The following is a 23,301-nucleotide window of genomic DNA, read 5'->3' as shown; positions in this document are numbered from 1 at the left end:
CCTCATGGATTATGAAATTGGAGTACTTGTGCGGCATAAGAGAGACCACCGCCGACACTCATCATCAGTATTTTTCCTGGGCGGTCAAAAACCTTTTCTTCGATTGCTCTTGCTAAAGAATAAAGAACCGATGCACCACCAATATTACCAATTGTATCGGAATCCCAAATGATAGATTGATTTATCATGTCATTTTCTTGAAGCAGCTGGGTAATTAATTTGCGGTTCACTTGATGCGGTATAATCCAGGTAATGGCGTTGCGATCTTCTTTTGTAGGTAATAAATGGGCTAGCATTTGCTTGTACTTAGCATACGCCAATTCTTTCATTAGTGATTCGTCGCCAATTAGATGATACCCGATGGAATCAATTTGTTCTTTGGTCGGTGGAAAAATCCCCTGGGTAGTGAACGCTTCAACGTATTTTCCCTCAGTAGAAAAAAAGCTTTTTTCAATGGTGAATGCACCTGTCTCCTTTTTTTCCATGAACAAGGCTGCAGCCCCATCAGCTAAACCTATCCATGTTTTTTCATTTTCAGGGTCAATTACTTTGGATAACGTCTCAGCACAACTGACCAGGACATTGCTGTAACCTAAAGCCATTAAGGCATAGGCAAGATGAAGCGTCGATAAGGATGTGGAACAGCCTGTTTTTAAATCATAAGCAGGAGCATCTATTCCTAAACTGCCAAGAACTGCTGCAGCTTGTGAGCCTGTAAATCGTTTATTGGTTGTCGAGCCCAATAAAAATGCATGTATTTTCGAGGGGGTGAACTGTGCAAACAGTTTTTGTACTGCGTCAATGGCTAATGATTCAGCCGTCATTGCTTTGGACTTGTCTAAAGGTTCCCAAGGTTTATGACACCAATAACGAGAATAAAATCCAAATTCCTCACCAATTTTTTCAGCAAATTTTTCTAAAAAAGATAGAGAGTGGCCCGAAGTTCTCGGGAAGTTTTGTAAAATATCCAAATTAGTGATTGGCGGAGAGTCAGGAAGGACGCGAGATGCGGCTGTAATATCAAAACGAATATTAGGGGACAAAATTTCCATAGATTTTACCTTTCATTTTTTACGGCTTTAATGCGGGTAAATTATACCCTTTTTTGGGGATAATTTGACCCTATTAATTACGAAGTGTATTCTTTTGCACAAATTTAACTGAAAGTTGAGTGATATATGACCTCATCGTCTGCTGATAAAACCACGATGAAGTGGATAGAAAGTCTCATTGATGAGCATAGTTTCCTTCCATTATTTGCAGATTATGCGCCTAATGAGCAACTGCATTTACAGTTTGGGGCGGAAGTAATTACGGGCTTAGCTAAAGTAAACCATAGACCAGTTGCACTATATGCTCATAATCATTCAGTGAATCGCGGATATATTACCAGCCAAGGTGCCAAAAAGATTCTACGTCTTATGGACAGAGCCAAAGACTTACGCATTCCTATTATTGCCTTTTTAGCTTCTCCTGGTATTTCTTTGGAAGAAAATTTACTAAGCGGCGATGAATACACGCAAATTATCGCGCGTAATATCAACCTCTCAGGGGTTGTCCCGCAATTTGCGGTACTTGTCGCACCTACACTAGGGGCACCTGCTTATTCTGCGGTGTTGATGGATTTGCTGTTCTTTAACAAGCACCGTAGCTATTTAATGGTCACTAGCCCGATGGTCGTGCAACAAGCAATCGGTGAAAAAGTCAGTATGAGTGAATTGGGTGGGGCCGCAATGCATGCGAGCACTACAGGTATCGCTGATTTTATTGACGACAGCATCACGGCGCAAATTAACCACGTGAAAAATATGCTCCAATTTTTTCCTTCACATAGTGGAGAATGCCCTCCGGTGCATGCGGTCATGGAACCAGTGCATGCCTTGCCTAATATCCCTGATGATCCCAGAGTGCCATTTAATATGTGCGATTTGATTCAGGCAATTGTGGATAACTCAGAAGTACAACAATACAAAAGCATGTATGGACAAGCCATGATTTGTGCTTTTGTGCGCATCCATGGATATGCCGTAGGAATTGTTGCAAATCAGAGCACTCGTTTTAGCGGCGCGATTGATTCAGATGCCGCGCAAAAAGCAGCTAAATTTATCCGAATATGTGATGCATATAGGATTCCTATTCTTACTTTAATTGATGTTCCAGGGTTTATGCCCGGAAAACGTGAAGAGCAAAAGGGCTTATTGCAACATGGGGCCAGATTATGTGCCGCGATGCAAACTCGGGTACCGAGAATGAGTGTGATTGTGCGTAAATGTTATGGTGCTGCAGCATTTCTCATGATGCAAACCGTATCGCAGCAAGGTGATTTGGTCTTGGCTTTAGAGACTGCGACTCTTGGTGTTATGGGTAAAGAGACCACAAAAAAAGTTCAAAGTACGGATGGACGTGTGTCTGTCGAAATCAAAGCAAGTGCGACGAATGAGTTGTCTCTTGATCCCTCATTAATGGATGCCTATACATCTGGTTTGATCGATGAAATGATTACTCCCGAACGAATGCGTGGTCGTTTAGCACAACATTTGGAATATTTATATCGCATGATGGATGATTTGCCGATGGCACGACATTCTATCGTATAGAATTTCTCTCGATTATTAGTGAGGAAAAACAACGCCCATCTGCCCTGACGGGCGCTTTCTCCCCAAGGGGGAAGGGATGTTTTTTTAAGATCTCCTCTCCTACTTGTAGGAGAGAGGCAAATACAATGAGTAAGGATCATCATGTCTGCTTATCACGACTTACTGCAATTAATTCATTCTTTTGAAAACTATTTAGGAAATCCTGAAAAACAGGATAGCCCACTCAATTTTCAAGAAAGTGTGCAACACGATGAGCAAGAACAGCTTGCCTGGAAACAAATCAAGTGGATTCAGCAATGGGGGTTTATGGATTACCTCATTCCTCAAAGCCTTGGCGGCAGGTTTGCTGCACTTGATGTCGGGTATTTTCTGGTTAAATCAATATGCAGACGCGACTTAACCACAGGTATTGCCCTAGGGCTGCCATTTCTGGGGGCTTTACCACTTTGGATCGCAGGCAATGCACAACAGAAACAAGCGTTGGTAGCGTCTTTTCGTCGCGACGAAATTACTGCATGTGCTTTGACTGAGGAAGAACATGGTTCTGACATCATGGCAAATAAAGTCACGGCGCATCCGTGTAATAACGGTTGGGAGTTATCCGGAAGAAAATGGTGCATTAATTTTGCTACCCAGGGGCAAAATATTACTCTTCTTTGCCGTACCCATGAACGCGGAGGGCCTTTAGGTTTTTCCGTTTTTTTTCTGGATAAATCCAAAATTCAATCTGGTTTTATGCCAACACCCAAGCTGCCTACGCATGGGGTTAGAGGCTTGGACATCAGTGGCTTTTCTCTGGAACAAGTTTTCTTGCCCCAAGATGCGTTGGTTGGTGACAAACAACGCGGTTTGGAAATTATCTATAAAACGTTACAGGTTTCACGAACTTTATGTGCTTCTTTTTCTGTAGGCACTGCTGATACGGCGTTACGTCTAGCACTTTCTTTTAGTCTGCAACGACAGTTGTATGGGAAGACAGCATATGAAATTCCTGTTGTAAAACAGCGACTGGCAGAGCAGTTTACGCAACTACTCATTGCCGATTGTACGGCTTTAGCTGTGGCGCGTGCGAGTTCGGTGCGGCCTGAACAATTATCTTTTTGGTCTGCGATTATTAAATTCCTTATTCCTAAAATAACTGAGGGCGTTGTCGACGAATGTAGCATTGTCATGGGGGCCCGCGCTTATTTACGTACAACAGAATGGTCCATGTTTCAGAAAATCAGACGCGATATTTCAGTAATTGGTTTGTTTGATGGGAGTAGTCAGGTTAATTTATCCGTGATTGCAGGCAGTTTATTACCGCAAGCAAGAATGAGAGGAAGTTGCCTGCCAAGTCAATTACAGCAATTGGAACATATTTTTAATCTGGACTGTATGTGTCCCGAGTTTTCACTAGAGCGTCTAAGTCTTTTCAGCCATGCAGAAGATGATATTTTGGCTGGTTTATCCGTATTAAAATCGAAGCAAATCAACCCATTAATTAAGGCGATTCGTGTTGAACTCAAGCGATTAGACCGCGAAATAGTTGCTTTGCAAGAGCAGAAACAATTCGACCCACGCAGTCTGGCAGCATTTCGTTTAGCAGAACAATATTGTTGGATTTTTGCAGCCAGTTGTTGTCTTCATTTTTGGCATTTTAATCAGCAATTAATGACTAAAGAATTGTTGGGCATAGACTGGATTCATTTGGCAATTCAATTAATTCTTAATAAATTGAACTCATATTCATCTATTAACGACAGATTGCAGGAGTCTATGGCGGATTGTTTGTCTCAATTTTATGAGCAACATCGATTGTTTTCGGTAATTCCAATTACAATACCTGCTTAAACCTAGAAAAAAGGTTGAGTTCTACTACTCAAGTGGCGAACTCAACTGTTTTTTCTAGGTTAGTAGCTCGCCAACTTTAGTTTTTGAGGTTATCATCTCGTATCGCATTCATTTTGGCTAGTAATAGGAATGAATTGGAAAAGAATATTTATTGCCGCAATTACCCGAAAAAAATATCGCGCTTTTATTAAGGATACCAAAAATCCCGAGCGTTCACGTGAACGTTTATGGAATCAAGAGATTGTACCTTTATTAAAAAAATCTGCTTATTGGCAGCCTCGGCTACCCAATATCCCAACGTTAAGGTTGGATGATTTTTCAATTACGCATTATGAAGATTATGAGGCAGATCTTTTGGCCGCCCAACACAGTCATATTCAGCCTTTTAATGGAGAAAAATTGATTTTTTGGTCAGAGACTTCGGGAACAGCAGGAGTCCGCAAATTTTTTCCAATTACCGCATCGTTTCAGACGCAATTCCAGCGCACGATGCCACCTTATATTTATACTCTGACTCAACGCTTCCATGGGTTGTTTAAAGAAAAAATGTTGTATTTGGTCGCGGTGGATTCGCATAAAACCTCTCCAGCGGGTACTCCATCAGGCTGGATTAGCAATTTTAATTATCGCAATTTACCTGTGTTTATTAAACGTTCCTATGCAATGCCTGATGAAGTGTTTGATAGCACAGAAGTCTATACACAATGGTCTGCTTTATATGCTTTAGCATCTGATCTGAGCGCACTATTTGCGGTAACACCTATGGTTATTGATGCTTTTTTTGAGCGTTGTCTTCACGATTTTAAACATTTTTTACCCTATTTATTAGGAGAAAAATCTATTCCTGATTTTTTACCTCCGCTACAAATTACAAGAAAACGTCGACATTACTTAAGTCAGCTCGCACAACAGAACCCTAGCTCATTTAAAGAGTTTTGGCCATCATTGAGCATTGTTGGATGCTGGATTTCTGGCCTTTGTGAATATCCTGCGCGTCAATTACAAAAATTGTTGGGTCCAGATGTTGGCCTAGTTGATGGCACTTTTTCCGCTACGGAAGGATGGCTTACTGTTCCTTTAGACAACCGACCAGGAGGTTTTTTACATCCCGGTGCACATATTGCTGAGTTTATTGAAGAAGGTAAAAATATTGAAAAAGAAAATCTTTTACAATCTTGGGAGTTGGAGCAGGGTAAAAATTATGAGGTTTTCTTAACTACGGCAATGGGCTTTGTGCGCTATCAGTTAAAAGATGTGGTGAAATGTACTGGTTTTTTAAATAAAGCACCAAGACTTGAGTTTTGTTATAAAACACAAATGCTTAAATTGGAAAGTTGTTCCATCACCGGCCAAGAGTTGCAACATATGCTGCGTGATATTTCTTTTGAAATAGAGCCTCACTGGTATTTTGCGCGGAATAGTTTGGGAAATAGAATTGTTTTCGTTACTGATGATGCGATGCAAATACCTGATTCGTTATTAGCTGGTATGCACAAGCGTTTAATGCAAATAAATGAACCCTATGCACATAGTGTGACGACTAAAGAAGTACTTCCTATGGTTTTATTGCAATTGCCAAAAGATGAATTATTAGCAGATAGCCATGCACAGACAAAGCCTAAATTAATTTCTCAGAGGGTAATTACAGAAAAATGAAATGATTTGTATCTGGCCTTAGAGCAATTGACATGTAAACCCCAGATTATTGGGTTTGGTTATTATAAAAGGAACTCGTGTTATGACAGAAAAGAGTAAAGCTAAGTCAAAAAAAACTCCTGGAAAGACTGAATTATCACCATCCATGCTGATTATTATTGACTTGGTATCCATCTTATTTAGTTTGATGCCTGGTGTTGCTGCTTTTAGCATCACTGGTCTATTTATCTATCATGGTTATGCTCATACATGGTTGGTTCTGCCATTGGCTCCTTTCGTTTTGTTTGCCTCGTTTATTCTGATCATTGCAGTCATTAGATTGTGTTTGCCTCGTTTAAAACCAGGCCGATATAAACGCGAAATGAATCAAATGACTTTTGCCTGGTTTTGTCATTTTGCACTGACGCGCTCTGCTAAGGTTGTTGGACTGGCTCCTTTGTTGCAAACATTTAACATCGTTAAGTTTTTTTACTGGCGGGCGCTGGGTGCTAAAGTTTCTTTTCAAATTGTAAATTCGTTTGATATCGATTTTGTGGATTTTCCATTAATTACTATAGGAAAAAATGTCACTCTTGGAAGCGGGGTGTCAATAAGTTGTCACTCCGATGTAGGTAACTTGCTTTTTCTTGCTCCGGTGGTCATTGAAGATAATGTTTTTATCGGTATGTCCACTGCGATTGGTCCTGGAACAACCATTAAAAAAGGCTGTTGGATTGGCTATGGAAATACATTTGTTAATCAGGTAGTTGAGGAAAATACCCGATTAGGGAATGTCAGACCAACTCCTGATTTAGAGTAAATAATCGCATCCTATTAAGAGCCTACCTGGAAGACTATGGGCATATATGGCAAGTTGAGTAAAAAAAGAATAATCATGAAAAACAATGCCGAGAAAATATTTCCTATCCGTACCCATTTTTTTTCCATGCTTTCAGAAAACCATGCAGTAATTGCATAAGTCAGGCTATATAAGATCACTGTGATGATACAAATGACCACATTAATATCCAAAGAATAAGATTGGAAAATTTTATGAGTCATCATTAGAATCAAAAGAAATAAAATGACCCGATAAATACGTAATAATAACTTCAGCCCGAAGGGAGCTCCTGATTCGACACTTCCATCTTGGAAATATGCATTAAAAAATATAATTCCTAAAGACGTAAGCGGGATTAAAATAGTAAGCGGATTGATGTATTCTTCACCGCCATTGAGAGAATGGCCTATATAAAGAATAAAATAAACGATGCTGATTAAAGCTAAGAAAGGGAACAGATAATACATCATTCTTAACAATAAAAAGCGTATGCTGTAAATGATTTTGATATTTTGTTGTCCGATGCCTAATCCTATAAAAAACAACGTTACATGTGAAATCAAACGAAAATGGAGATTATTGGAATACAAATTCCATAAAAAATCACTGCCTACCGTTCTGAATATAAAAGCACCCAATAAGATGAGTAAATTCGCTAAAGCGGAAAACACGGCGGCAACACACAGTAGGGGAATAGTATTCCATACTGCAGCAAATAAACTGGTATAACTAATTCGCCAGGTATTATCATGATGGTATGCATAGTGAAATGAATGCCCTACATAAATAAATATCGGGAATGCGCACAAAAATGTAAACCAATGCTCAAAAGGTAAGACTGCAAAACGCGCTTCCATAGGGAGCAGGGGTAACGACAAGAATAGAGCGACTAAGGCGCTGCTTGCAACTAAGCGTAAACAATTTTTGTCGTTATAAGCCAGTGCATATAAAAGAGCAAAGAGGCTGATTAAGGCATAATCAAATATTTTGATAATTTCATTGCGGATTAAGCCATCAAGAGCAAAACCAAGGAGTAAGCCAATGAGCGTTAAGAGGTAGATTCCTTTTTTTGATGGCATATTTATCTCTCCTTTTCGTATGAATTTAGCATAGCTGATTTTAAACTTACTTGCATTTACTTCATTGTTATTATTGATTTTTTTGAGATTAAGTTTTTTTGGCGCAATTGATGGATATTATGGTTTTATTTTAATCTGCGTTTTTGTAGAATGAGTTTAGAATCATTCAACGAGTCCATAATTGCGATGCTGAGTAAAATTGACCGTTTTAAACAATGGCGTGGAAGCCAATCTGATGCAGAGCAAAATGTCCTCGCCACAGCGCTACTGATTAGCGATTATGTGAGTTCAGTAGATAATCTTGACATCATCCGAGATAACGCAGCGCGAAAGTCTAAAGATTTTGAGCTACATAAAGCACGCTCTTTGGGAACGGTGGTTTTTGCCAAGCTATTTATTGATGAAGCACATGCGCAATTACCAGAAACTGCTGAAAAAGAAAAAAAAATACTCTCCAATTTCAGTATGATTTTATCTAAATTGTATGAGGACTGGAAAGATAATACTAAAGAACATGTTTTTACTTTAATTGGCAATATTGAAAAATTACTTGCTTTAAACACCATGCCCTTTACAGATAAAAATGATTATAAAACGTTTATGCTTTCTGCATATATGTTACTCCTCCTTATCAAGACAGCAATTGCAAAAGTAGATTGGAAGGTTCAACTTGCGGTTTCAGTTTTTTTTAATCTCGAGGAAATCAAATCAAAGATAGGGCTTTTTTTGCAAAAAATAGAAGAAAAAATGGAGCGGTTCAATCATCCAAAAGCCGAGCGTGTCGTAGATCCTTTAAAGCCAATTAAAGAGCTTTTGAATAGACGCTATCATAGCGTATTGGGTATTGGCCCTAGAAAATCTGCTAAAACGGATAAATTACCTGAACTAAAACGCCAGACACCGGTGCTGCCAGCAGAAAAAAAGCAAGTAACGCGAAGTATTTTTGATAGCCTCACTGAGCTTGAGGCTGATATAGAAAAAGTTTCTTCAGGTATGTTTAGCTTAATCGGGTTACGAAAGAAAAAAGCAGAGTTTGATGAAAAAATAGAGAAAGTAACTCAATTACTTACAGCAATAGATGAAAACGATAAGAAAATTATTGGTAGAAAGGATTTTTTAGAGCTTCTAAACGGTCATCAGGAGTCCTATGAGACTCTTTTAAACAATACAGAGGCTCCTCAAAGGCAACAACTTCTTGAAAAAGTAGCACAACTCAAGAGCTCGCTTGCATCGCCAAATCTGTCTTCAGGCGCCATTCAGGGAGTGAGCTGGGTGGCTACACCGATTACTATTGTATATCGAACGGCTACGCCGCAATTGGTGCAAGAAGCAATCGGTTCCACACTGCCTACTACCTTAGATGGTGCGTGCAAAATGGAGCTTAAGGCATTAATCAATGCCTGTTTGCAGGATTTACAAGGCAAGTCGAAAAAGAAAGAAGTACAAATTGCAGCCATAAAAAATCGTTTTTTTAGTCATGAGGTAAAACTAAAACAGTGGATAGAAGAAGAAAGCCTTGAACAACTTATTGCTTTAAAAAAAGCAAATGATGCAATGAAGGATGCAGTACAAGCCAGTTGTAAGTTACTTACTACCATAAAAAGAAACTCACTTTTTCTGTATACTCTGCAACAATATAGTGAAACTTTGGGGGAGTTTGTCCGCTTGCATGATGGGTGGTTTGTGAGGGTGTGTAATTTTTTAGCTAATTTCTTGTCTTTTTTTAAAACAGAGACAGCACAAATGATTGATGATGCTGGTGTTTTGAAAACTAAAGTAGATCGATTAGCTGATGAATATCAACGTGCTGTTGCACAAGGAATTCGACAAATTGAACGTACTCCTAATTTGACCGACCCCATTAAAAGCTATATAAAAAGCCAACTTAAATTAGAGCTACAGGATACGACTCAAGAACAACACGAGTACATGAACCCAAACAAACGTACGGTACGCTTATTGATGAGTAGTTTATCAACCTTATTTGCTAAAAAGCCGCAACCGCATAGAGAACAACGGAATAAAAAAGAGCACGAGGAAGAACAATCGGCTTTAATCGTGGCAAGCATTTAATTATTGTTATGAAAATGAACACAGGTACTATCTAAAGGGCTTTTCTAAACGCAGTTTTCCTCCATGTTTTGACTTGGAACAAGCAATTATATAAATGACTTGATTTTTAAGAACTCTATGTTTAAAGTTCGATCAGATTTGATTGTAATTAAGGAGGATTAAAATGTTCGGTTTTTTTAATAGGGAAAACAAGTGGCGTGCAACGATGCAAGTCGTGAATGGTGTTGTGCTCGTGATGGCTGCGTATGAGATGCTTTCTAAGGGAGAACTTGATTGGGAAAATGGTTTTGATTTGGCAATGGGCGCACTTAATGTCCTTACTTTTAGTCGCAATGATAATGCATTGACCAGTTTAGGGGATACCGCTCTCAGTTTTACAGGCCTGGGTACTGTTTATGCAGGAGTTACTTCGGGTTGTACTGCCAGTTCGCTTGTCGGTAATGCGGGCAAGGCAGCATTACATTTGACCAATGCAATAACGGGTATTTGTTATAAATATAATCCACAGCAAGAAGAAACTGCTCCAGAAACGCTAACTAAATCAATGTAATCGTCCGCGACTCGTCCATCCTGAGGAGTTTACGACGTAAGTAGGCTGGGCTGTTAAGCCCAGCGTTTGCTGAATTAATTGTTACGCTCCAAAATGTTCATCATGAAACCTATCCGTAAACCCAATTAACAAATAATTATCCATTGTTCTTAAGAAAGAAATCTATTGGTGTTATAACAGCCCAGCTTACGGTTATTTATCTTTGCTACAGCAGTCGATGTAGACTGGACGAAAAATTCTGGCCGTACAAAAAACTCAACCCGCTTAAAAATAAATCATTTTTTCCATATAAAAATATCAGTTGTAATGAAAATTTTGAGCTATATTAAAAATACAGGATTTGCACAAATAAAAAAATAAGGACAAATCATGGGCTCACTTCTGCTATTATTTTTAGCAGTATCTACTACATATATTCCGCAGCTGCCAGTGGAATTTCCCCAGGCGCAAGCGATAAAGAATGACGTTCGTTTCATCAGCGAAACAGCGCAGTATTCTGTGCGAATTAATGATCAATCATTAAACGATATTAAGTTGATGCTTACTCATGCAGCGCCTTATTTAAACCCGCTCGTTATCAATAAAGCACTCACTACTTTAAAGTGTGCGACTGAATATAATGTGGATCATAATAATATTTTAACAATTATTGATTATTCATTGCCTTCCAATGAAAAACGGTTGTGGGTATTTGACTTAAATGCAAAAAAATTATTGTTTCATACTTATGTCTCACATGGCATTAAATCTGGTGCCTTACTTACTAATTATTTTTCAAACAAATTCAATAGCAAAGCAAGTAGTATAGGTGTTTATCAGACCCAGCAAGCTTATTATGGTCGTGATGGGCTTTCATTACGTTTGGATGGTTTAGACCATAATTTCAACGATAATGCCTCAGGTCGCTCTGTGGTTATGCATTCCGGGTGGTATGTAGAAGAAAGCTTTATCAAAAAATATGGAAGACCTGGGCGGAGTTGGGGATGTCCTGCGCTTCCTCTGGAAAATTCACAAGCAATCATTAATACCATAAAGGATAAGTCTTTATTGGTTATTTATTATCCAAGTGATGCGTGGTTTGCTAAGTCAAAATTTTTAAATTGTGATAAAAATTCTGCACCGCAATATACCAGTAATCCGACAGTACAAGTACCTGCAACTGCTCCCGATGAGCATCGTGATGCCATCTTTTTTGTAGGCAGCGGATATAAGGGCAAACGTGCTGAAACTAATCCTGTCGCAGTCATTTCCGCAGATACCTATGAGCGTGTATTTCATACGGCAGCGCCATTGTCACGGATGTTGCGAAGACAAATCAATAATGCAGAATATATTGCATTAAGTGCTAGTGAGCTTACTTACTTGGCGAATCACAACAATCCAAATGCTGTAGCTCAAGATGACGGCATTAGTGCAATTCGTTTTGTAATACCCACGATGAAGGTAGTTCGAGGGGGGTATTATGAAACGCAAATGCAAATTGTTGATTTAGGTAAAATCAAAGAAGTTAAAGTGAATGGTGATTTACCTAGAGAAAATATTACGGTTTACTTTGAAGGGAAATCTTCCGTAAGTTTGAATGCACATAATGAATTTATTCGCTGGGTAGGATTGTAGGAGACAAAACTCACATACTACTCCCCCCATCATCCCTCGCTACGCTCGGGATGGTGGGGGAGACTAAGCTATATTTCTTTTTTATCTGAGTCTTTGTCATCCAGTTCAAGCCACATTGCATTTAAGATCGCAAAACAACAGGCCAGACCAGTACCTAAAATCCAGGAAAAATACCACATAATAACCTCCTAATAGGCCGTATCTTGATTTTTCTTAATTGTATTTTCTGTTATTTTTCCTCGCATCACTCGGTAAACCCAAGCGGTGTAAAGCATGACTATAGGTAATAAAATAACAGTTCCTAAGAACATAATGAATAAAGTTAACTGACTTGAAGAACTGTCCCAAACGAGCAAACTTTGTTCTGGATTAGACGAGGAGGGGAGTATGAACGGAAACATACTTACACCTACCGTAGCAATAATGCCCGCAACAGACAGTGCACTACAAATAAAAGCAGTTTTAACATGCCTTGCAGCAAGAAAGGCGAATAATGCTGCAATAATCCCAATCCCTGGAGCGAATAAGGTGATGGGTAGATTGCGGTAATTAGAAAACCATGCTTCTGCTTGTCGAATTACTGTTTTGTAATGTGGGTTGGATGGGCCATCGTGAGCTAGGGCACTGGTTAAACTGTATCCATCAATACCATAATGGAGCCAAATCCCACCGGCAATAAAGACTAATAAAGTCAATAGCGCAGATATTCTTCCTGCCTTTATGGCGCGTTGCTGTATGTGTCCTTCTGTTTTCAGGTTAAGGAAAAAAGCCCCATGCATGGCGAGCATCAACACTGACAGCACACCGCATAACAGGGCAAAAGGATTCAACAAAGCAAAAAAACTGCCCGTATAAAATGGTCGTAAATATTCGTCATAATAAAACGGGATGCCTTGTAATACATTTCCTACCGCAACGCCAAAGATTAGTGCAGGTACGAAACCGCCTACAAATAATGCATAATCCCAAAATGTACGCCAACGCGCATGGGGTAATTTTGAACGGTATTTAAAACCAACAGGGCGTAAAATTAGCGCTAACAAAATTAGGAGCATTGCAAAATAAAAGCTCGAAAATGAAAGCGCATATAGAGCTGGCCAGGCGGCAAAGATTGCGCCACCACCCAGAATAAACCAGACTTGATTTCCTTCCCAGGTTGGACCAATGCTATTAATTAATACACGTCTTTCAATATCTGTTTTTGCAAGCCAAGGCAGCCACATAGCAACGCCGAGGTCAAAACCGTCCATGACCGCAAAACCAATCAGTAATACACCGAGAAAAAGCCACCATATAATTCGTAATGTTTCATAGTCCAAAGGCATATTGAGTCTCCTAGTGAGCCATATTATCTGGGCCAAGACGGATGTACTTAACCATCAAGAAAATTTCAACTACAGCAAGAATTGTATAAAAGAGGATAAAACCTGATATGGAGGTTAATACTTGCGTCGTACTGATACTAGAGGCACCCATTGCCGTGGGTAAAACATCTTGAACAGACCAAGGTTGTCGTCCATATTCTGCGACTACCCAACCCAGCTCAGCAGCAAGCCAGGGCAAAGGTAGTGAGAAAAACGCGATGCGCAAATACCAACGCGTAGTATGTAATTTGCGTTTCATGGACAAGTAGAAGCCTGTTGCGAATAATAGAATAAAGAAGAATCCGCACGCGACCATAATGCGGAAAGAGAAAAATAAAGGAGCGACTCGGGGTTTCAGATCATGTGCCGCTTGGTTAATTTGATCATCAGTTGCGTCAACTACCTTTTCTGTATATTTCTTCAGAAGAAGTCCATATCCTAAATATTTATTGTGTGCAGTAAAATCGGCTTTTGCTTGCGCATCATTAGGATTTTTTTGTAATCGGGTTAACGCTTCATAAGCAAGCATACCTTCTTTGATTCGTTCTTTTCCTTGCTCGATTAATTCAGAAATACCTTGCAGTGGTTCAGTGAAACTACGTGTTGCGATTAATCCCAATGCGTAGGGGATGTTCAATGCATAATCCGTATGCATTGTTTCCTCATTGGGAATTCCAAAAACGGTGAGAGCGGCAGGCGCTTTTTCCGTATGCCACAATGCTTCAATGGCCGCAAATTTCATTTTTTGGTTTTCATTGTCAAGATGGCCGCTTTCATCGCCGAGCACGACTACTGCTAAAGCAGATGCAAGTCCAAAGCTTGCCGCCACAGTTATTGAACGTTTGGCAAAGTTGGTGTTTCTGCCGCGTAGTAAAAAGTAGGCACTGATGGATAAAACAAAAATTGAACCTGTAACGTAACCCGCACTAATGGTATGAACAAATTTGGCTTGTGCCACTGGATTAAACATGACTGCAGCAAAATTGGTTACTTCCATACGCATCGTATGAAAATTAAATTCAGCACCAACGGGGTTTTGCATCCATCCATTGGCAATCAAAATCCAGAGTGCAGAAAGATTCGTACCTAAAGCCAATAACCAGGTGCAAAACATATGCTTCACGCGACTTAATCTATCCCAGCCAAAGAAAAAGATACCCACAAAAGTTGCCTCTAAGAAGAACGCCATCAGTCCTTCAAGTGCTAGTGGGGCACCAAAAACATCACCAACATAATGGGAGTAGTAGGCCCAATTGGTGCCGAATTGAAACTCCATGGTCAGCCCGGTAGCTACACCTAAAACAAAATTAATGCCGAAGAGAATCCCCCAATATTTGACCATCTGTCGCCAAATATCGCGACCTGTCATGACATAAATTGTTTCCATGATTGCTAAAAGTAATGACAAGCCCAACGTAAGTGGGACAAAAAGAAAATGATAAAGCGCAGTTAGAGCAAACTGTAAACGGGAAAGATCGACTAGCTCACTACCAGGAATCATTGCTCACCTCTCATGTAATGTATTGATAAAGTTCTTGTAGCCTGTCTGCAAAATCCACAAAAATGACTAGAAGCCGCGAATTTGCAGGTAGTAGGCTCTTAATCTCTGTTCTCTATGAATTAGGGCAGCATCTTTATCAATTTACATAATGTATGATTTTCACTTTATCCAGATTACAACTGCCATTTTTAGAGAAGAAAGAAGTTATTTTTTTTCTTGTACGGAACCTAACAGCCATTGTTCATTGCTTTGATGTGGTTTTTCCACATTTTTAAAGCAAATTACCCATAATAAAATCAATAAGGTAAATTTAATAATTAAGGTTATTAAAATATCACGTTTAATCATGTTCTTTAACTCCCTTTTCTTGTCTTAGCATCCCAAATTTTAAAGATCCTGCAATTAAGGAGGCTTTTTGAACTATTTCTGCAGCAAGTTCGCTAGGTAAATGATGCTCAGCTTCATGCTGGAATAAGTTAAGCCAACGCACGAAATGTGCTTCTTCAAAATGGGTTAAGTGTTTTAATAGGACATGCTTTTGATAAGCATTGCCGTGATACTCATTGGTTTTCAACATGACGCTATTCCAAAACTGACACAGCAGAGGGATGTGCTCATTCCAATCAACTTGAGCTACATCATTAAAAATAGGGCCAAGAAGCTCATCATTTTGTACTTTTTGGTAAAAATGAGTCACGAGTTTTTCGATATGTGTTTTATTCAGCTCAGTCATAACTACTATCCGCTGATATAAATAAAAGGATCATACTTAAGTTTTATTTTAAATACAACTTTAAATGAGCGCCCAATCGGATTATTTTTTGATTGACTTAATTAACTCAAGCAAGGCTAGTGCATTATTGTGTTGTTCGTCTTTAGCACCGTATAACAAAGTGACTGTCTGGCTTTTGGCTTTAGTAATAATTGTTTGTACTTGCTCTTCTTTGTTTTTAAGTTCCTGAGCGTAACGTTCTTGAAATTCTGGCCATTTTTCGGGTTCATGGTTAAACCAGTGCCGTAGGCCGTTACTGGGGGCCACATCCTTTAGCCATAAGTCTATATCCGCCTTCTCTTTTTTTACTCCGCGAGGCCATAATCGGTCAACTAATATTCTGTAGCCATCAGAAGAACCCGGTTGCTCATAAATTCGTTTGATTTTTATTGGACTCATCGAGCTCTCCTTTCGGTATAATATTGAGTAATGGATACAGATCGATTTTGTTTTGAATGATGTCCTTTAAGGTAAATTGTTCTAAAACGTTAAAGAATGCGTTTTGAGCCTCAAGAAGGACTGCTCGTAATTTACATGTTGGTGCAATGCAACAATTGGCTTTGTCTTTATTAAAACAAGGAACGAGATCAAAGTGGGGCTCAAGCCGCAAAACAAGGGATTTTAAATTGATTTCCGCAGGATTTTTAGCCATCAGGAGACCTCCATTTTTTCCTCTAATTGTTTTAATTACTCCTAGTTTAGATAAATTATGGATTATTTTTATTAAATGGTTGTGTGAAATGTCATAAGCACAGGCAATATCATGAATCGTGCACATATTTTGTTTTATCGCAATATAAATCAAAGCTCGCAATGAATAATCAGTAAATTGAGTTAGTTGCATTAATCACCTTAAACATTAAATAAACGGCTTATTATTTCTTTTTATTAAATGTATTTCAAATGCATATTCAAGATAGCAAAAAATTGGCAGTAATAATATTATTGAAGCATATTTAAGCTATAATTTAACTTATGGACATTGAAAATAGGAACTTATCATGAGCAGAAATATTATGAGTAAAATCATATGTGCTACAGTTTTTGCTCTCGGCCTATTTACTGCTGGAGCAAGTTTTGCGCATGGTGGCGGTGGCGGCTGGCATGGCGGTGGCGGCTGGCATGGCGGTGGTGGTGGTTGGCACGGTGGTGGTTGGCATGGTGGCTATTATCATGGTGGTTACGGTGGCTGGCACGGCGGCTATTATGGAGGCTGGGGTGGCGGCTGGTATGGACCCGGTGTTGTCATTGGTGTTCCTTACTATAATGATGATTATTACTATAACGATTATTGTCAAACTGTTCGCGTGTGCAATAATTACGGACATTGTTGGTTGCAACAGTCTTGTTATTAATTACAAATTAAGTGAGTGATTTTTTGACCTACAGCATAGGCTTGTGGGTTTTTTATTTTAACTGCTTGTGCACCGTAAAAATGTTCTTATGAAATGATTCGCGTGGTAAGTCAGGCAATAAATTTGGGCACGAAAAAAAGTTTATAGTATCTATTGGTGAACATTGATACTATTTTTTTTGTCTTGTATCTTGTTTGAGTCAATTATGGATTACACCTTAGAATATTTGAAACACATGGATTGGGAGCGTATCGCTTTTTCTCTATTTTTGATCTTTTTTGGATATTTTCTTGCAAAGAAAATGAGTCATTTGGTTGAGAAAATCATTGAAAATCGATTCTCAAAACATCATGCAATGCTGTCAAGCCGTGTGGTTTTTTACGGTTTGTTTTTGCTGTTTTCAGTTTCCGCATTACATGAAATGGGATTTAAACTAACCATATTGCTGAGTACTGCAGGTTTGTTTACTGTCGCATTGAGTTTTGCCTCGCAAACGGCAGCTTCCAACCTTATTAGCGGTGTTTTCCTGTTATTTGAACGTCCTTTTCAAGTGGGGGATGTCATTTCCATTAAAGACATTAAAGGGACAGTAGAAACAATTGACTGGTTATCAACCAAAATCAAAACCAAAGATAATCGTTTGATCCGCATCCCTAATGAAGGTTTAATTAAATCAGAAATTACTAATTTAAGTACTTATCCCCAAAAACGTGATGAAATAGTGCTCCGAATTGCTGCGGTACATGATGTCAATACGATTAAATCGTTACTCTATAGAATTTGTCAGGAGTGCAACTATATTTTACCAAACCCCAGTACTCAAATTTTATTAACGCAAATGATTGATGGGGGCGGTATTGAGCTCAAAATATTGTATTGGTCAAAAAGCGATTTAGCGATGGTACGTGACGAAGTACTTTCTGCAGTGAAAACAACATTTGAGCGAGAAGCAATCACTTTTGTTAATGAACGCGTGTTTATGACGCCTATTCCTTCTTCATCATTACCACAGCCTTTATAGGTGGAGCTGTTTACAATACGATTGTTGGTAAACATGCTTTAGTTTTATGTCTGACGCACATATTACCTGTCACTGCTCTTGCGGGCGAGGGCGGATTTGCCATTTCCTTAGCTTGAGATCCGTTAGACAAGAGGGGTGTATGCTGCGTTTTGAGCACACCGCATTGTGCCTCAAGCAAGCAGACCCTTGCATGGTGAAATGAAGCTTAAATTTTGATTATTTATTTCCTGATTGTTTTTTGTTCAGGATTCATTTCATTTTATCCAGATCACAAATTCGAAGCCACTTGCGAGTCACGCATACTAGGTGTATGTTGAATATGAAGGGATTGTAAGTTGGGAGTTGAAATGGAATCAACGATCGAAATTGTAGGCTATATTGCCTGTTGTTTGGTTTTAGTGACGTTTTATGTCAAAAGGATTTTGACATTACGTCTTGTCGCAATCTGCTCTAATGTAGCATTTATTCTGTATGCTCTTGGGAGTACTCTCTATCCGATTTTTGTTCTACATGCATTATTATTACCTTTGAACTTATATCGGATTTTTGAAATCAAGAGAGGCACATTACACTCTTAATCATGTTTTCAGAAGAGCCGGTGCTCTTCTGAAAACGATGTAAATAGCTCTAATAAATGGTTAAGAAAATGTAAATAATAGTTGCAAGAGTCAAAAGAGATACGGGCTATTTGCTATCATAAAAGCTGGATCATGATGACCGTGATCGATGGAGGAATATGCCTGATTTAACGTACTCAGATAGTAGCAAGTTTATGCTGCAAGCTCTATCGTCTGTGCCAAACAGTATCGAAATGAGTAAACAGAAAGCGCCCAAGAGCAGGCCTCTGGATTTGCTATCAAATGAGGAATTAATTGCGCATGATGCAACTGCAATTTGCTTGTTTGATCTAGAAGAAATGATGGAGTTTTTATTATTTAGCGATGACAGTGAGCAAAACGCAAAAACAATTCGTCCTAAGCCCAGTCTTTTATTGTACAATGAAAAAGATATTCAAGAGATTATTCAAATCCTGAAGTTGGCGCTTGAGCAATTCAAAATTGCTTTAGAAAAAAAGGGTGTACCTGTAGACAATTTCACGGTAACTCTGAATAACAATGAGTTAATTGTTAGTCAGGCTTTTATTAAAGAACTTATCAGTAACAACTTGTTGCCTAAAGCATCTATCCTCACTCCAGTACTCGAAAATCAACCCCCGCGTTTAACTCCTTTTACTACAACACCAACCCCCACAATTCGTAGCAAAAAGGAAGAGGAACACGATGAGGTAGAGAATACCTCAGGAGTGGATAGCATCTTTAATCCATCTCCGTTTTCTTTTTCATTGACCAAGCTTTTCGGTAGATCCTAGTAGCTGCAGTTAATCGTACCTCTAAATTCCCAGGTGCCGCTGTGTTAACCCAGACTACAAAACTAATCCGGGTTACAAAACATTCAGGTTGTGTTTATTTATTTTTTTGCTCATGTTCAATGAGCCATTTTTTTCGTGCAATTCCTCCACCATAACCGCCGAGCTCTCCACTGGATGTGATGATGCGGTGACAAGGGACAATAATACAAAGTGAGTTTGCACCATTAGCATTAGCTACGGCTCTATATGCGGTTGGTTTGCCTAATGTTTGTGCTTGTTCTGCATAACTTCTGGTTTCCCCATAGGGAATAAGTGTCAAAGCATCCCAAGCCATTTTTTGAAAGGGACTACCCAGCATATGTATTGGCGTATTAAATTTTTTTAGATTTCCCACAAAATAAGCTTTGATCTCTTCTTCAATAGAACGCAGTGGCGAAGCCTCTCCTGGGATAATGGCTGCTTTCATTTTATTTCTCAGCCGCTCCACTTCACGCTCGAGTCCCCTTCTATCTACGAATTCCAAAAGATATAACGCTTCTTCATCTGCTACTGCAAGCATTGGTCCTAAAGGTGAGTCAAACCAAGAAGCTTTTAAAACGGTATGATGTTTGTCTCGTTGTGAAGGGGCTGCACCCATTATTTTAGAAAAAGCATCACGAAAACCACTACCTGATCCGTATCCAACATTAACTTGTGCTTCAATCACTATTTTACCCTCGCGAATTTGCTTCATGGCAATACCCATTCTTCTTGCACGTGCATATGCAACAAAGGTTATTCCAAAGCGTTTTTTAAATTGTCTACGTGCTGTTGATGTATCAACTCCTAATTCTGCAAAGTCTTTGTCTTTCCATCTCTTTTCAGGATTAGCTTCTACCGCCGCAACTAATTTTTGAATTAAATGCGATGCCTGATTAGGGTAGGACAAGGGTTTGCAGCGCGCACATGGTCTATATGAAGCAAGAAGTGCTTCTTGCACCGTATGAAAGAATTCACAATTTTCAAATTTAGGTTTTCTTGCAGGGCAAGTTGGTCGACAAAATATTCCAGTCGATGTAACTCCCACATAAAATACACCTTCATATTTGGAGTTTTTAGCAAGTAATGCTTGGTAATATTCTTTCTTTACTGAATTAGTTAACATGAATCACTCAATCAGTTGTTCCATTAGTTTTACTATAGTGTTTTTTAAAAAAAGTGCGGCCGAAATTCAGGCATTGAATTAAAATAGGAATTCCCAATTATAGCCTGGGTGTGGGTAAGCCGTAACCCGAGTTTCCGGACATCAAGGCACTTCTTTTCCCAGGTTTCCGCTTACACTGAACCCAGGTTACAAAATACTGATTTGTTTTGTATTAAGTGACATTAAGGCCACTATAACAAGTCGGTTTTTTTATCTCCCCTTGTATGGGCATGATAATTTGGACCATACCACAGCGATCTGTTCTATAAAAGGGGATATTCAAGGAATTCATGCTTGTCAACGTTTGAGCATGCGGGAAGTGAAAACGATTGTCAAAACCTAAAGAAGCGATGGCATAGCGTGGGGCAACCTCCAGCAAAAATCGATAAGAAGAGGATGTTTTACTGCCATGATGTGGAACAATTAAAACGTCCGATGCGAGTGCGTCTCCATAAGTTTTTATTAAATAATCTTCGGCTATTTTCTCAATATCGCCAGTTAAGAGCACCGTTGCAGTTTCTGTACTGATTTGCAAAATGCATGAATTGTTATTCTTATTCTTAAAGTGAGTTTTGATTGGCAGGAAGCGAAAATCTACGCCATCCCAATTCCACTGAGGATAATCATGGCATCGTTGACCATGCTTATAATAATGAGGCTCATTGACTAGTAGCTGCGCTACGTATATTCCATTCTCTAGCGAGTTGAGTCCACCTCGATGATCTTTATCTGGATGGCTAATGACTACAGTATCAATTTGTTTGACTCCTAAGGTTTTGAGATAAGGCAAAATCACCATTTTTCCTAAATCATTTCCTTGAAAAAATCGATCTCCCGTATCATAAATCAGGACATGTTTTTGGGTTCGTACGACAACGGATAGACCTTGGCCAACATCCAGAATGTCAATCATTGCCTCTCCGGGCGGGCGCACCGTATGAGGTGGAAAAAAGACAAGAAGTGCCCATAACCATGCAACCCATTGAAAAGGTTTGATTGGTAATAAAACCCACATTAATAGCACTCCCATCAGGATGAGCACCAGTTCAATACTAGGAATGGACGCATCGATATTTATGCTTGCTAAATGCTCAATTAAATTTAATCCTTTAAATAGTAGGGCAATCAATAAGGACAAAAGTTTCATGAGTAGGCTTGCAATATTCCAAGAGCAGAGGGTCATCGTGAGTAATGCTAAGGGAACAATCAGTAGGCCCACTAAAGGAATAGCGAATAGGTTTGCAATAAATCCATTGATTGAACCATAGGAATACCAGTAAAGAGTTAAAGGCATAAGCCCAATTAAGCAACTCAGTTGTAAGGCTAAATTTCCTTTATATCCTTTTAATCGCCAGCGTTGTTGGGTTAAAAGCAAACAGGCAACAGCCAGAAAGGAAAAATAAAAACCTTGCATGAATACTGCATGGGGCTCAATACATAAAACGCCAAACAACGCATAACGCCATATCTGCCATGCAGAGAAGCGTTGTTTTCCTATACGGTAGATTGTATAAAAGAAACACCCGATTAACGCTCTTTGTACTGGCGGGGCAAATCCTGCTAAAAAGGAGTAGAATACTGCCGCTATAAGTCCAGCTATACTGGCTATATAAGGTGCTGGAATGAGCAAGCAGTAGCGGGCACTTCTGCACCATAGCCAACGAACTAGCCAATAAATCATTCCCGAAATCAGCGCAATATGCTCCCCTGAAATTCCAAATAAATGGGTTGTGCCGGTGCGTCTAAATAAATCCCAATGTTCCTGGCTAATATGGTTCGTTAAATTTAAAGTTAATGCTTCAACAATTCCAGCGGTGGATTGATTTGGCGCTAATTGAGTGAGCTTATTGCTTAAATGTTCACGCAATTGCAGCCAACTCAACCCTGAGGGGGATTCAGCAAGTAGTTTATTGTCTTTAGGGAAAATATAACCGGTCCAAAAGATATGACGTGCAGCAAGCGTACTCACGTAATCCATGCTTCCGGGGTTAAGATAGTTTCGTGGTCTTTTCAATTTGACCGTGAATTGCCAGCGTTGCCCTGAATGCAATTTAGGGGCATTGTTATACCAGGATAATTGAATTAAACCTTGTGCAGGGCGATGATTGTATTGCTCAAGGGCTAATAAAAACTGTGTTTTGCTAAAGTCTTGGTTGGGAATTGAGACAATAGTTCCTACTATACTGACCTTTGGTATTACCTCAATAGCGCTTGTTGATACGGTGCTCGAATCCTCATGTACTGATGTGTACACTCTGGTTTTGTGCTCTACACCTCCTGATATTTGTTTTTCCGCAGCGAATTTCGAAAAAGGTCTAAGGTTTGTTATTCCTTTGGGAAAAACAAAGGATTGATGCAGTCCAGCCAAGAGGACACCGAAAATAAAAAACAAAATTATGGAGTATTTAGGGCTGAGATAAAAAATCAGTAGACCGATTATTGGTAAGGAATAATGTGAGGTATATAGATAGAGAATGCCTATAAAAAAGCAAAAAATTTCCATTTTATTTT

At 39.2% G+C, this 23,301-nt stretch carries 22 protein-coding genes; 11 read left to right on the top strand and 11 right to left on the bottom strand.

Annotation, left to right across the window (positions count from 1 at the left end; translation table 11 throughout):
* Positions 1 to 2: 2 nt before the first annotated feature.
* Complete coding sequence (locus BGO44_RS13735; protein ID WP_273197444.1) at positions 3 to 1,052, bottom strand: 3-oxoacyl-ACP synthase III family protein; 1,050 nt, start codon at positions 1,050 to 1,052, stop codon at positions 3 to 5.
* A gap of 126 nt (positions 1,053 to 1,178) precedes the next feature.
* Between BGO44_RS13735 and BGO44_RS13730 the strand changes: the two genes are divergently transcribed.
* From BGO44_RS13730 to BGO44_RS13715, 4 genes are all read left to right on the top strand, one after another.
* Entirely contained in the window at positions 1,179 to 2,597 is a 1,419-nt protein-coding gene (locus tag BGO44_RS13730) for an acyl-CoA carboxylase subunit beta (RefSeq protein ID WP_273197441.1), read from the top strand.
* A gap of 141 nt (positions 2,598 to 2,738) precedes the next feature.
* The gene (locus tag BGO44_RS13725; protein WP_273197439.1) at positions 2,739 to 4,430 is read left to right on the top strand and encodes an acyl-CoA dehydrogenase family protein; all 1,692 of its coding nucleotides are present in this window, start codon (positions 2,739 to 2,741) and stop codon (positions 4,428 to 4,430) included.
* Positions 4,431 to 4,559: 129 nt separating this feature from the next.
* On the top strand, positions 4,560 to 6,086 hold the full coding sequence (locus BGO44_RS13720) for a GH3 family acyl-acid amido synthetase (protein ID WP_273197436.1): 1,527 nt from the start codon (positions 4,560 to 4,562) through the stop codon (positions 6,084 to 6,086).
* Positions 6,087 to 6,168: 82 nt separating this feature from the next.
* A complete protein-coding gene (locus BGO44_RS13715) occupies positions 6,169 to 6,885 on the top strand; it encodes a DapH/DapD/GlmU-related protein (protein WP_058509325.1) in 717 nt (238 codons plus the stop codon).
* A 14-nt stretch (positions 6,886 to 6,899) separates the two neighbouring features.
* On the opposite strand, the gene BGO44_RS13710 is transcribed toward BGO44_RS13715, so the two are convergent.
* Positions 6,900 to 7,985, bottom strand: a complete 1,086-nt coding sequence (locus tag BGO44_RS13710; protein ID WP_273197434.1) for a hypothetical protein — start codon at positions 7,983 to 7,985, stop codon at positions 6,900 to 6,902.
* Between the two features lie 150 nt (positions 7,986 to 8,135).
* Here BGO44_RS13710 and BGO44_RS13705 point away from each other — a divergent pair, with 150 nt between their 5' ends.
* The 3 genes from BGO44_RS13705 to BGO44_RS13695 all read left to right on the top strand — a co-directional run bounded on the left by BGO44_RS13705 (position 8,136) and on the right by BGO44_RS13695 (position 12,225).
* Positions 8,136 to 10,058: a hypothetical protein gene (locus tag BGO44_RS13705; protein ID WP_273197432.1), complete on the top strand. Its 1,923-nt coding sequence runs from the start codon at positions 8,136 to 8,138 to the stop codon at positions 10,056 to 10,058.
* A 163-nt stretch (positions 10,059 to 10,221) separates the two neighbouring features.
* Positions 10,222 to 10,608: a hypothetical protein gene (locus tag BGO44_RS13700; RefSeq protein WP_058509327.1), complete on the top strand. Its 387-nt coding sequence runs from the start codon at positions 10,222 to 10,224 to the stop codon at positions 10,606 to 10,608.
* A gap of 369 nt (positions 10,609 to 10,977) precedes the next feature.
* The gene (locus BGO44_RS13695) at positions 10,978 to 12,225 is read left to right on the top strand and encodes a murein L,D-transpeptidase catalytic domain family protein (RefSeq protein WP_058509328.1); all 1,248 of its coding nucleotides are present in this window, start codon (positions 10,978 to 10,980) and stop codon (positions 12,223 to 12,225) included.
* Between the two features lie 68 nt (positions 12,226 to 12,293).
* On the opposite strand, the gene cydX is transcribed toward BGO44_RS13695, so the two are convergent.
* The 7 genes from cydX to BGO44_RS13660 form a co-directional block, all read right to left on the bottom strand.
* Positions 12,294 to 12,407 (bottom strand): cytochrome bd-I oxidase subunit CydX, encoded by a 114-nt coding sequence (gene cydX / locus BGO44_RS13690; protein WP_416338560.1) that lies wholly within the window; start codon positions 12,405 to 12,407, stop codon positions 12,294 to 12,296.
* Positions 12,408 to 12,413: 6 nt separating this feature from the next.
* Positions 12,414 to 13,550, bottom strand: a complete 1,137-nt coding sequence (gene cydB / locus BGO44_RS13685) for a cytochrome d ubiquinol oxidase subunit II (protein WP_058509330.1) — start codon at positions 13,548 to 13,550, stop codon at positions 12,414 to 12,416.
* Positions 13,551 to 13,560: 10 nt separating this feature from the next.
* On the bottom strand, positions 13,561 to 15,090 hold the full coding sequence (locus tag BGO44_RS13680) for a cytochrome ubiquinol oxidase subunit I (RefSeq protein WP_058509331.1): 1,530 nt from the start codon (positions 15,088 to 15,090) through the stop codon (positions 13,561 to 13,563).
* A 204-nt stretch (positions 15,091 to 15,294) separates the two neighbouring features.
* Positions 15,295 to 15,438 carry a cytochrome oxidase putative small subunit CydP gene (cydP, locus tag BGO44_RS13675; RefSeq protein WP_193393374.1) on the bottom strand — a complete coding sequence of 48 codons (144 nt, stop codon included), beginning with the start codon at positions 15,436 to 15,438 and terminating at the stop codon, positions 15,295 to 15,297.
* Positions 15,431 to 15,823 (bottom strand): group III truncated hemoglobin, encoded by a 393-nt coding sequence (locus BGO44_RS13670; protein ID WP_058509332.1) that lies wholly within the window; start codon positions 15,821 to 15,823, stop codon positions 15,431 to 15,433. Before BGO44_RS13670 ends, cydP begins: the two co-directional genes overlap by 8 nt.
* Positions 15,824 to 15,904: 81 nt before the next feature.
* Entirely contained in the window at positions 15,905 to 16,261 is a 357-nt protein-coding gene (locus tag BGO44_RS13665) for a DUF488 domain-containing protein (RefSeq protein WP_273197424.1), read from the bottom strand.
* The gene (locus BGO44_RS13660) at positions 16,230 to 16,706 is read right to left on the bottom strand and encodes an RrF2 family transcriptional regulator (RefSeq protein ID WP_058509334.1); all 477 of its coding nucleotides are present in this window, start codon (positions 16,704 to 16,706) and stop codon (positions 16,230 to 16,232) included. Before BGO44_RS13660 ends, BGO44_RS13665 begins: the two co-directional genes overlap by 32 nt.
* Before the next feature lie 157 nt (positions 16,707 to 16,863).
* On the opposite strand from BGO44_RS13660, the gene BGO44_RS13655 reads away from it, so the two are divergent.
* From BGO44_RS13655 to BGO44_RS13640, 4 genes are all read left to right on the top strand, one after another.
* Positions 16,864 to 17,217, top strand: coding sequence for a hypothetical protein (locus tag BGO44_RS13655; protein ID WP_273197422.1), 354 nt, complete (start codon positions 16,864 to 16,866; stop codon positions 17,215 to 17,217).
* Positions 17,218 to 17,422: 205 nt separating this feature from the next.
* Entirely contained in the window at positions 17,423 to 18,238 is an 816-nt protein-coding gene (locus BGO44_RS13650; protein WP_273197420.1) for a mechanosensitive ion channel family protein, read from the top strand.
* Positions 18,239 to 18,585: 347 nt separating this feature from the next.
* The gene (locus tag BGO44_RS13645) at positions 18,586 to 18,816 is read left to right on the top strand and encodes a hypothetical protein (RefSeq protein ID WP_058509337.1); all 231 of its coding nucleotides are present in this window, start codon (positions 18,586 to 18,588) and stop codon (positions 18,814 to 18,816) included.
* Between the two features lie 158 nt (positions 18,817 to 18,974).
* Positions 18,975 to 19,607 (top strand): hypothetical protein, encoded by a 633-nt coding sequence (locus BGO44_RS13640; RefSeq protein ID WP_273197418.1) that lies wholly within the window; start codon positions 18,975 to 18,977, stop codon positions 19,605 to 19,607.
* A gap of 94 nt (positions 19,608 to 19,701) precedes the next feature.
* Here the strand turns inward: BGO44_RS13640 and BGO44_RS13635 are convergent, their stop codons facing one another.
* Both BGO44_RS13635 and BGO44_RS13630 read right to left on the bottom strand, forming a co-directional pair.
* Positions 19,702 to 20,751 carry a bifunctional transcriptional activator/DNA repair enzyme AdaA gene (locus tag BGO44_RS13635; RefSeq protein ID WP_058509339.1) on the bottom strand — a complete coding sequence of 350 codons (1,050 nt, stop codon included), beginning with the start codon at positions 20,749 to 20,751 and terminating at the stop codon, positions 19,702 to 19,704.
* A gap of 211 nt (positions 20,752 to 20,962) precedes the next feature.
* Positions 20,963 to 23,293: a DNA internalization-related competence protein ComEC/Rec2 gene (locus BGO44_RS13630; protein WP_273197415.1), complete on the bottom strand. Its 2,331-nt coding sequence runs from the start codon at positions 23,291 to 23,293 to the stop codon at positions 20,963 to 20,965.
* Positions 23,294 to 23,301: the final 8 nt, after the last annotated feature.

This window comes from Legionella sp. 39-23 (assembly GCF_001897665.1).
GTDB classification, from domain to species: Bacteria; Pseudomonadota; Gammaproteobacteria; order Legionellales; family Legionellaceae; genus Legionella; species Legionella steelei.
The sequence above is the reverse complement of the archived record's forward strand: the minus strand, read 5'-3'. Positions and strand labels throughout refer to the sequence as shown.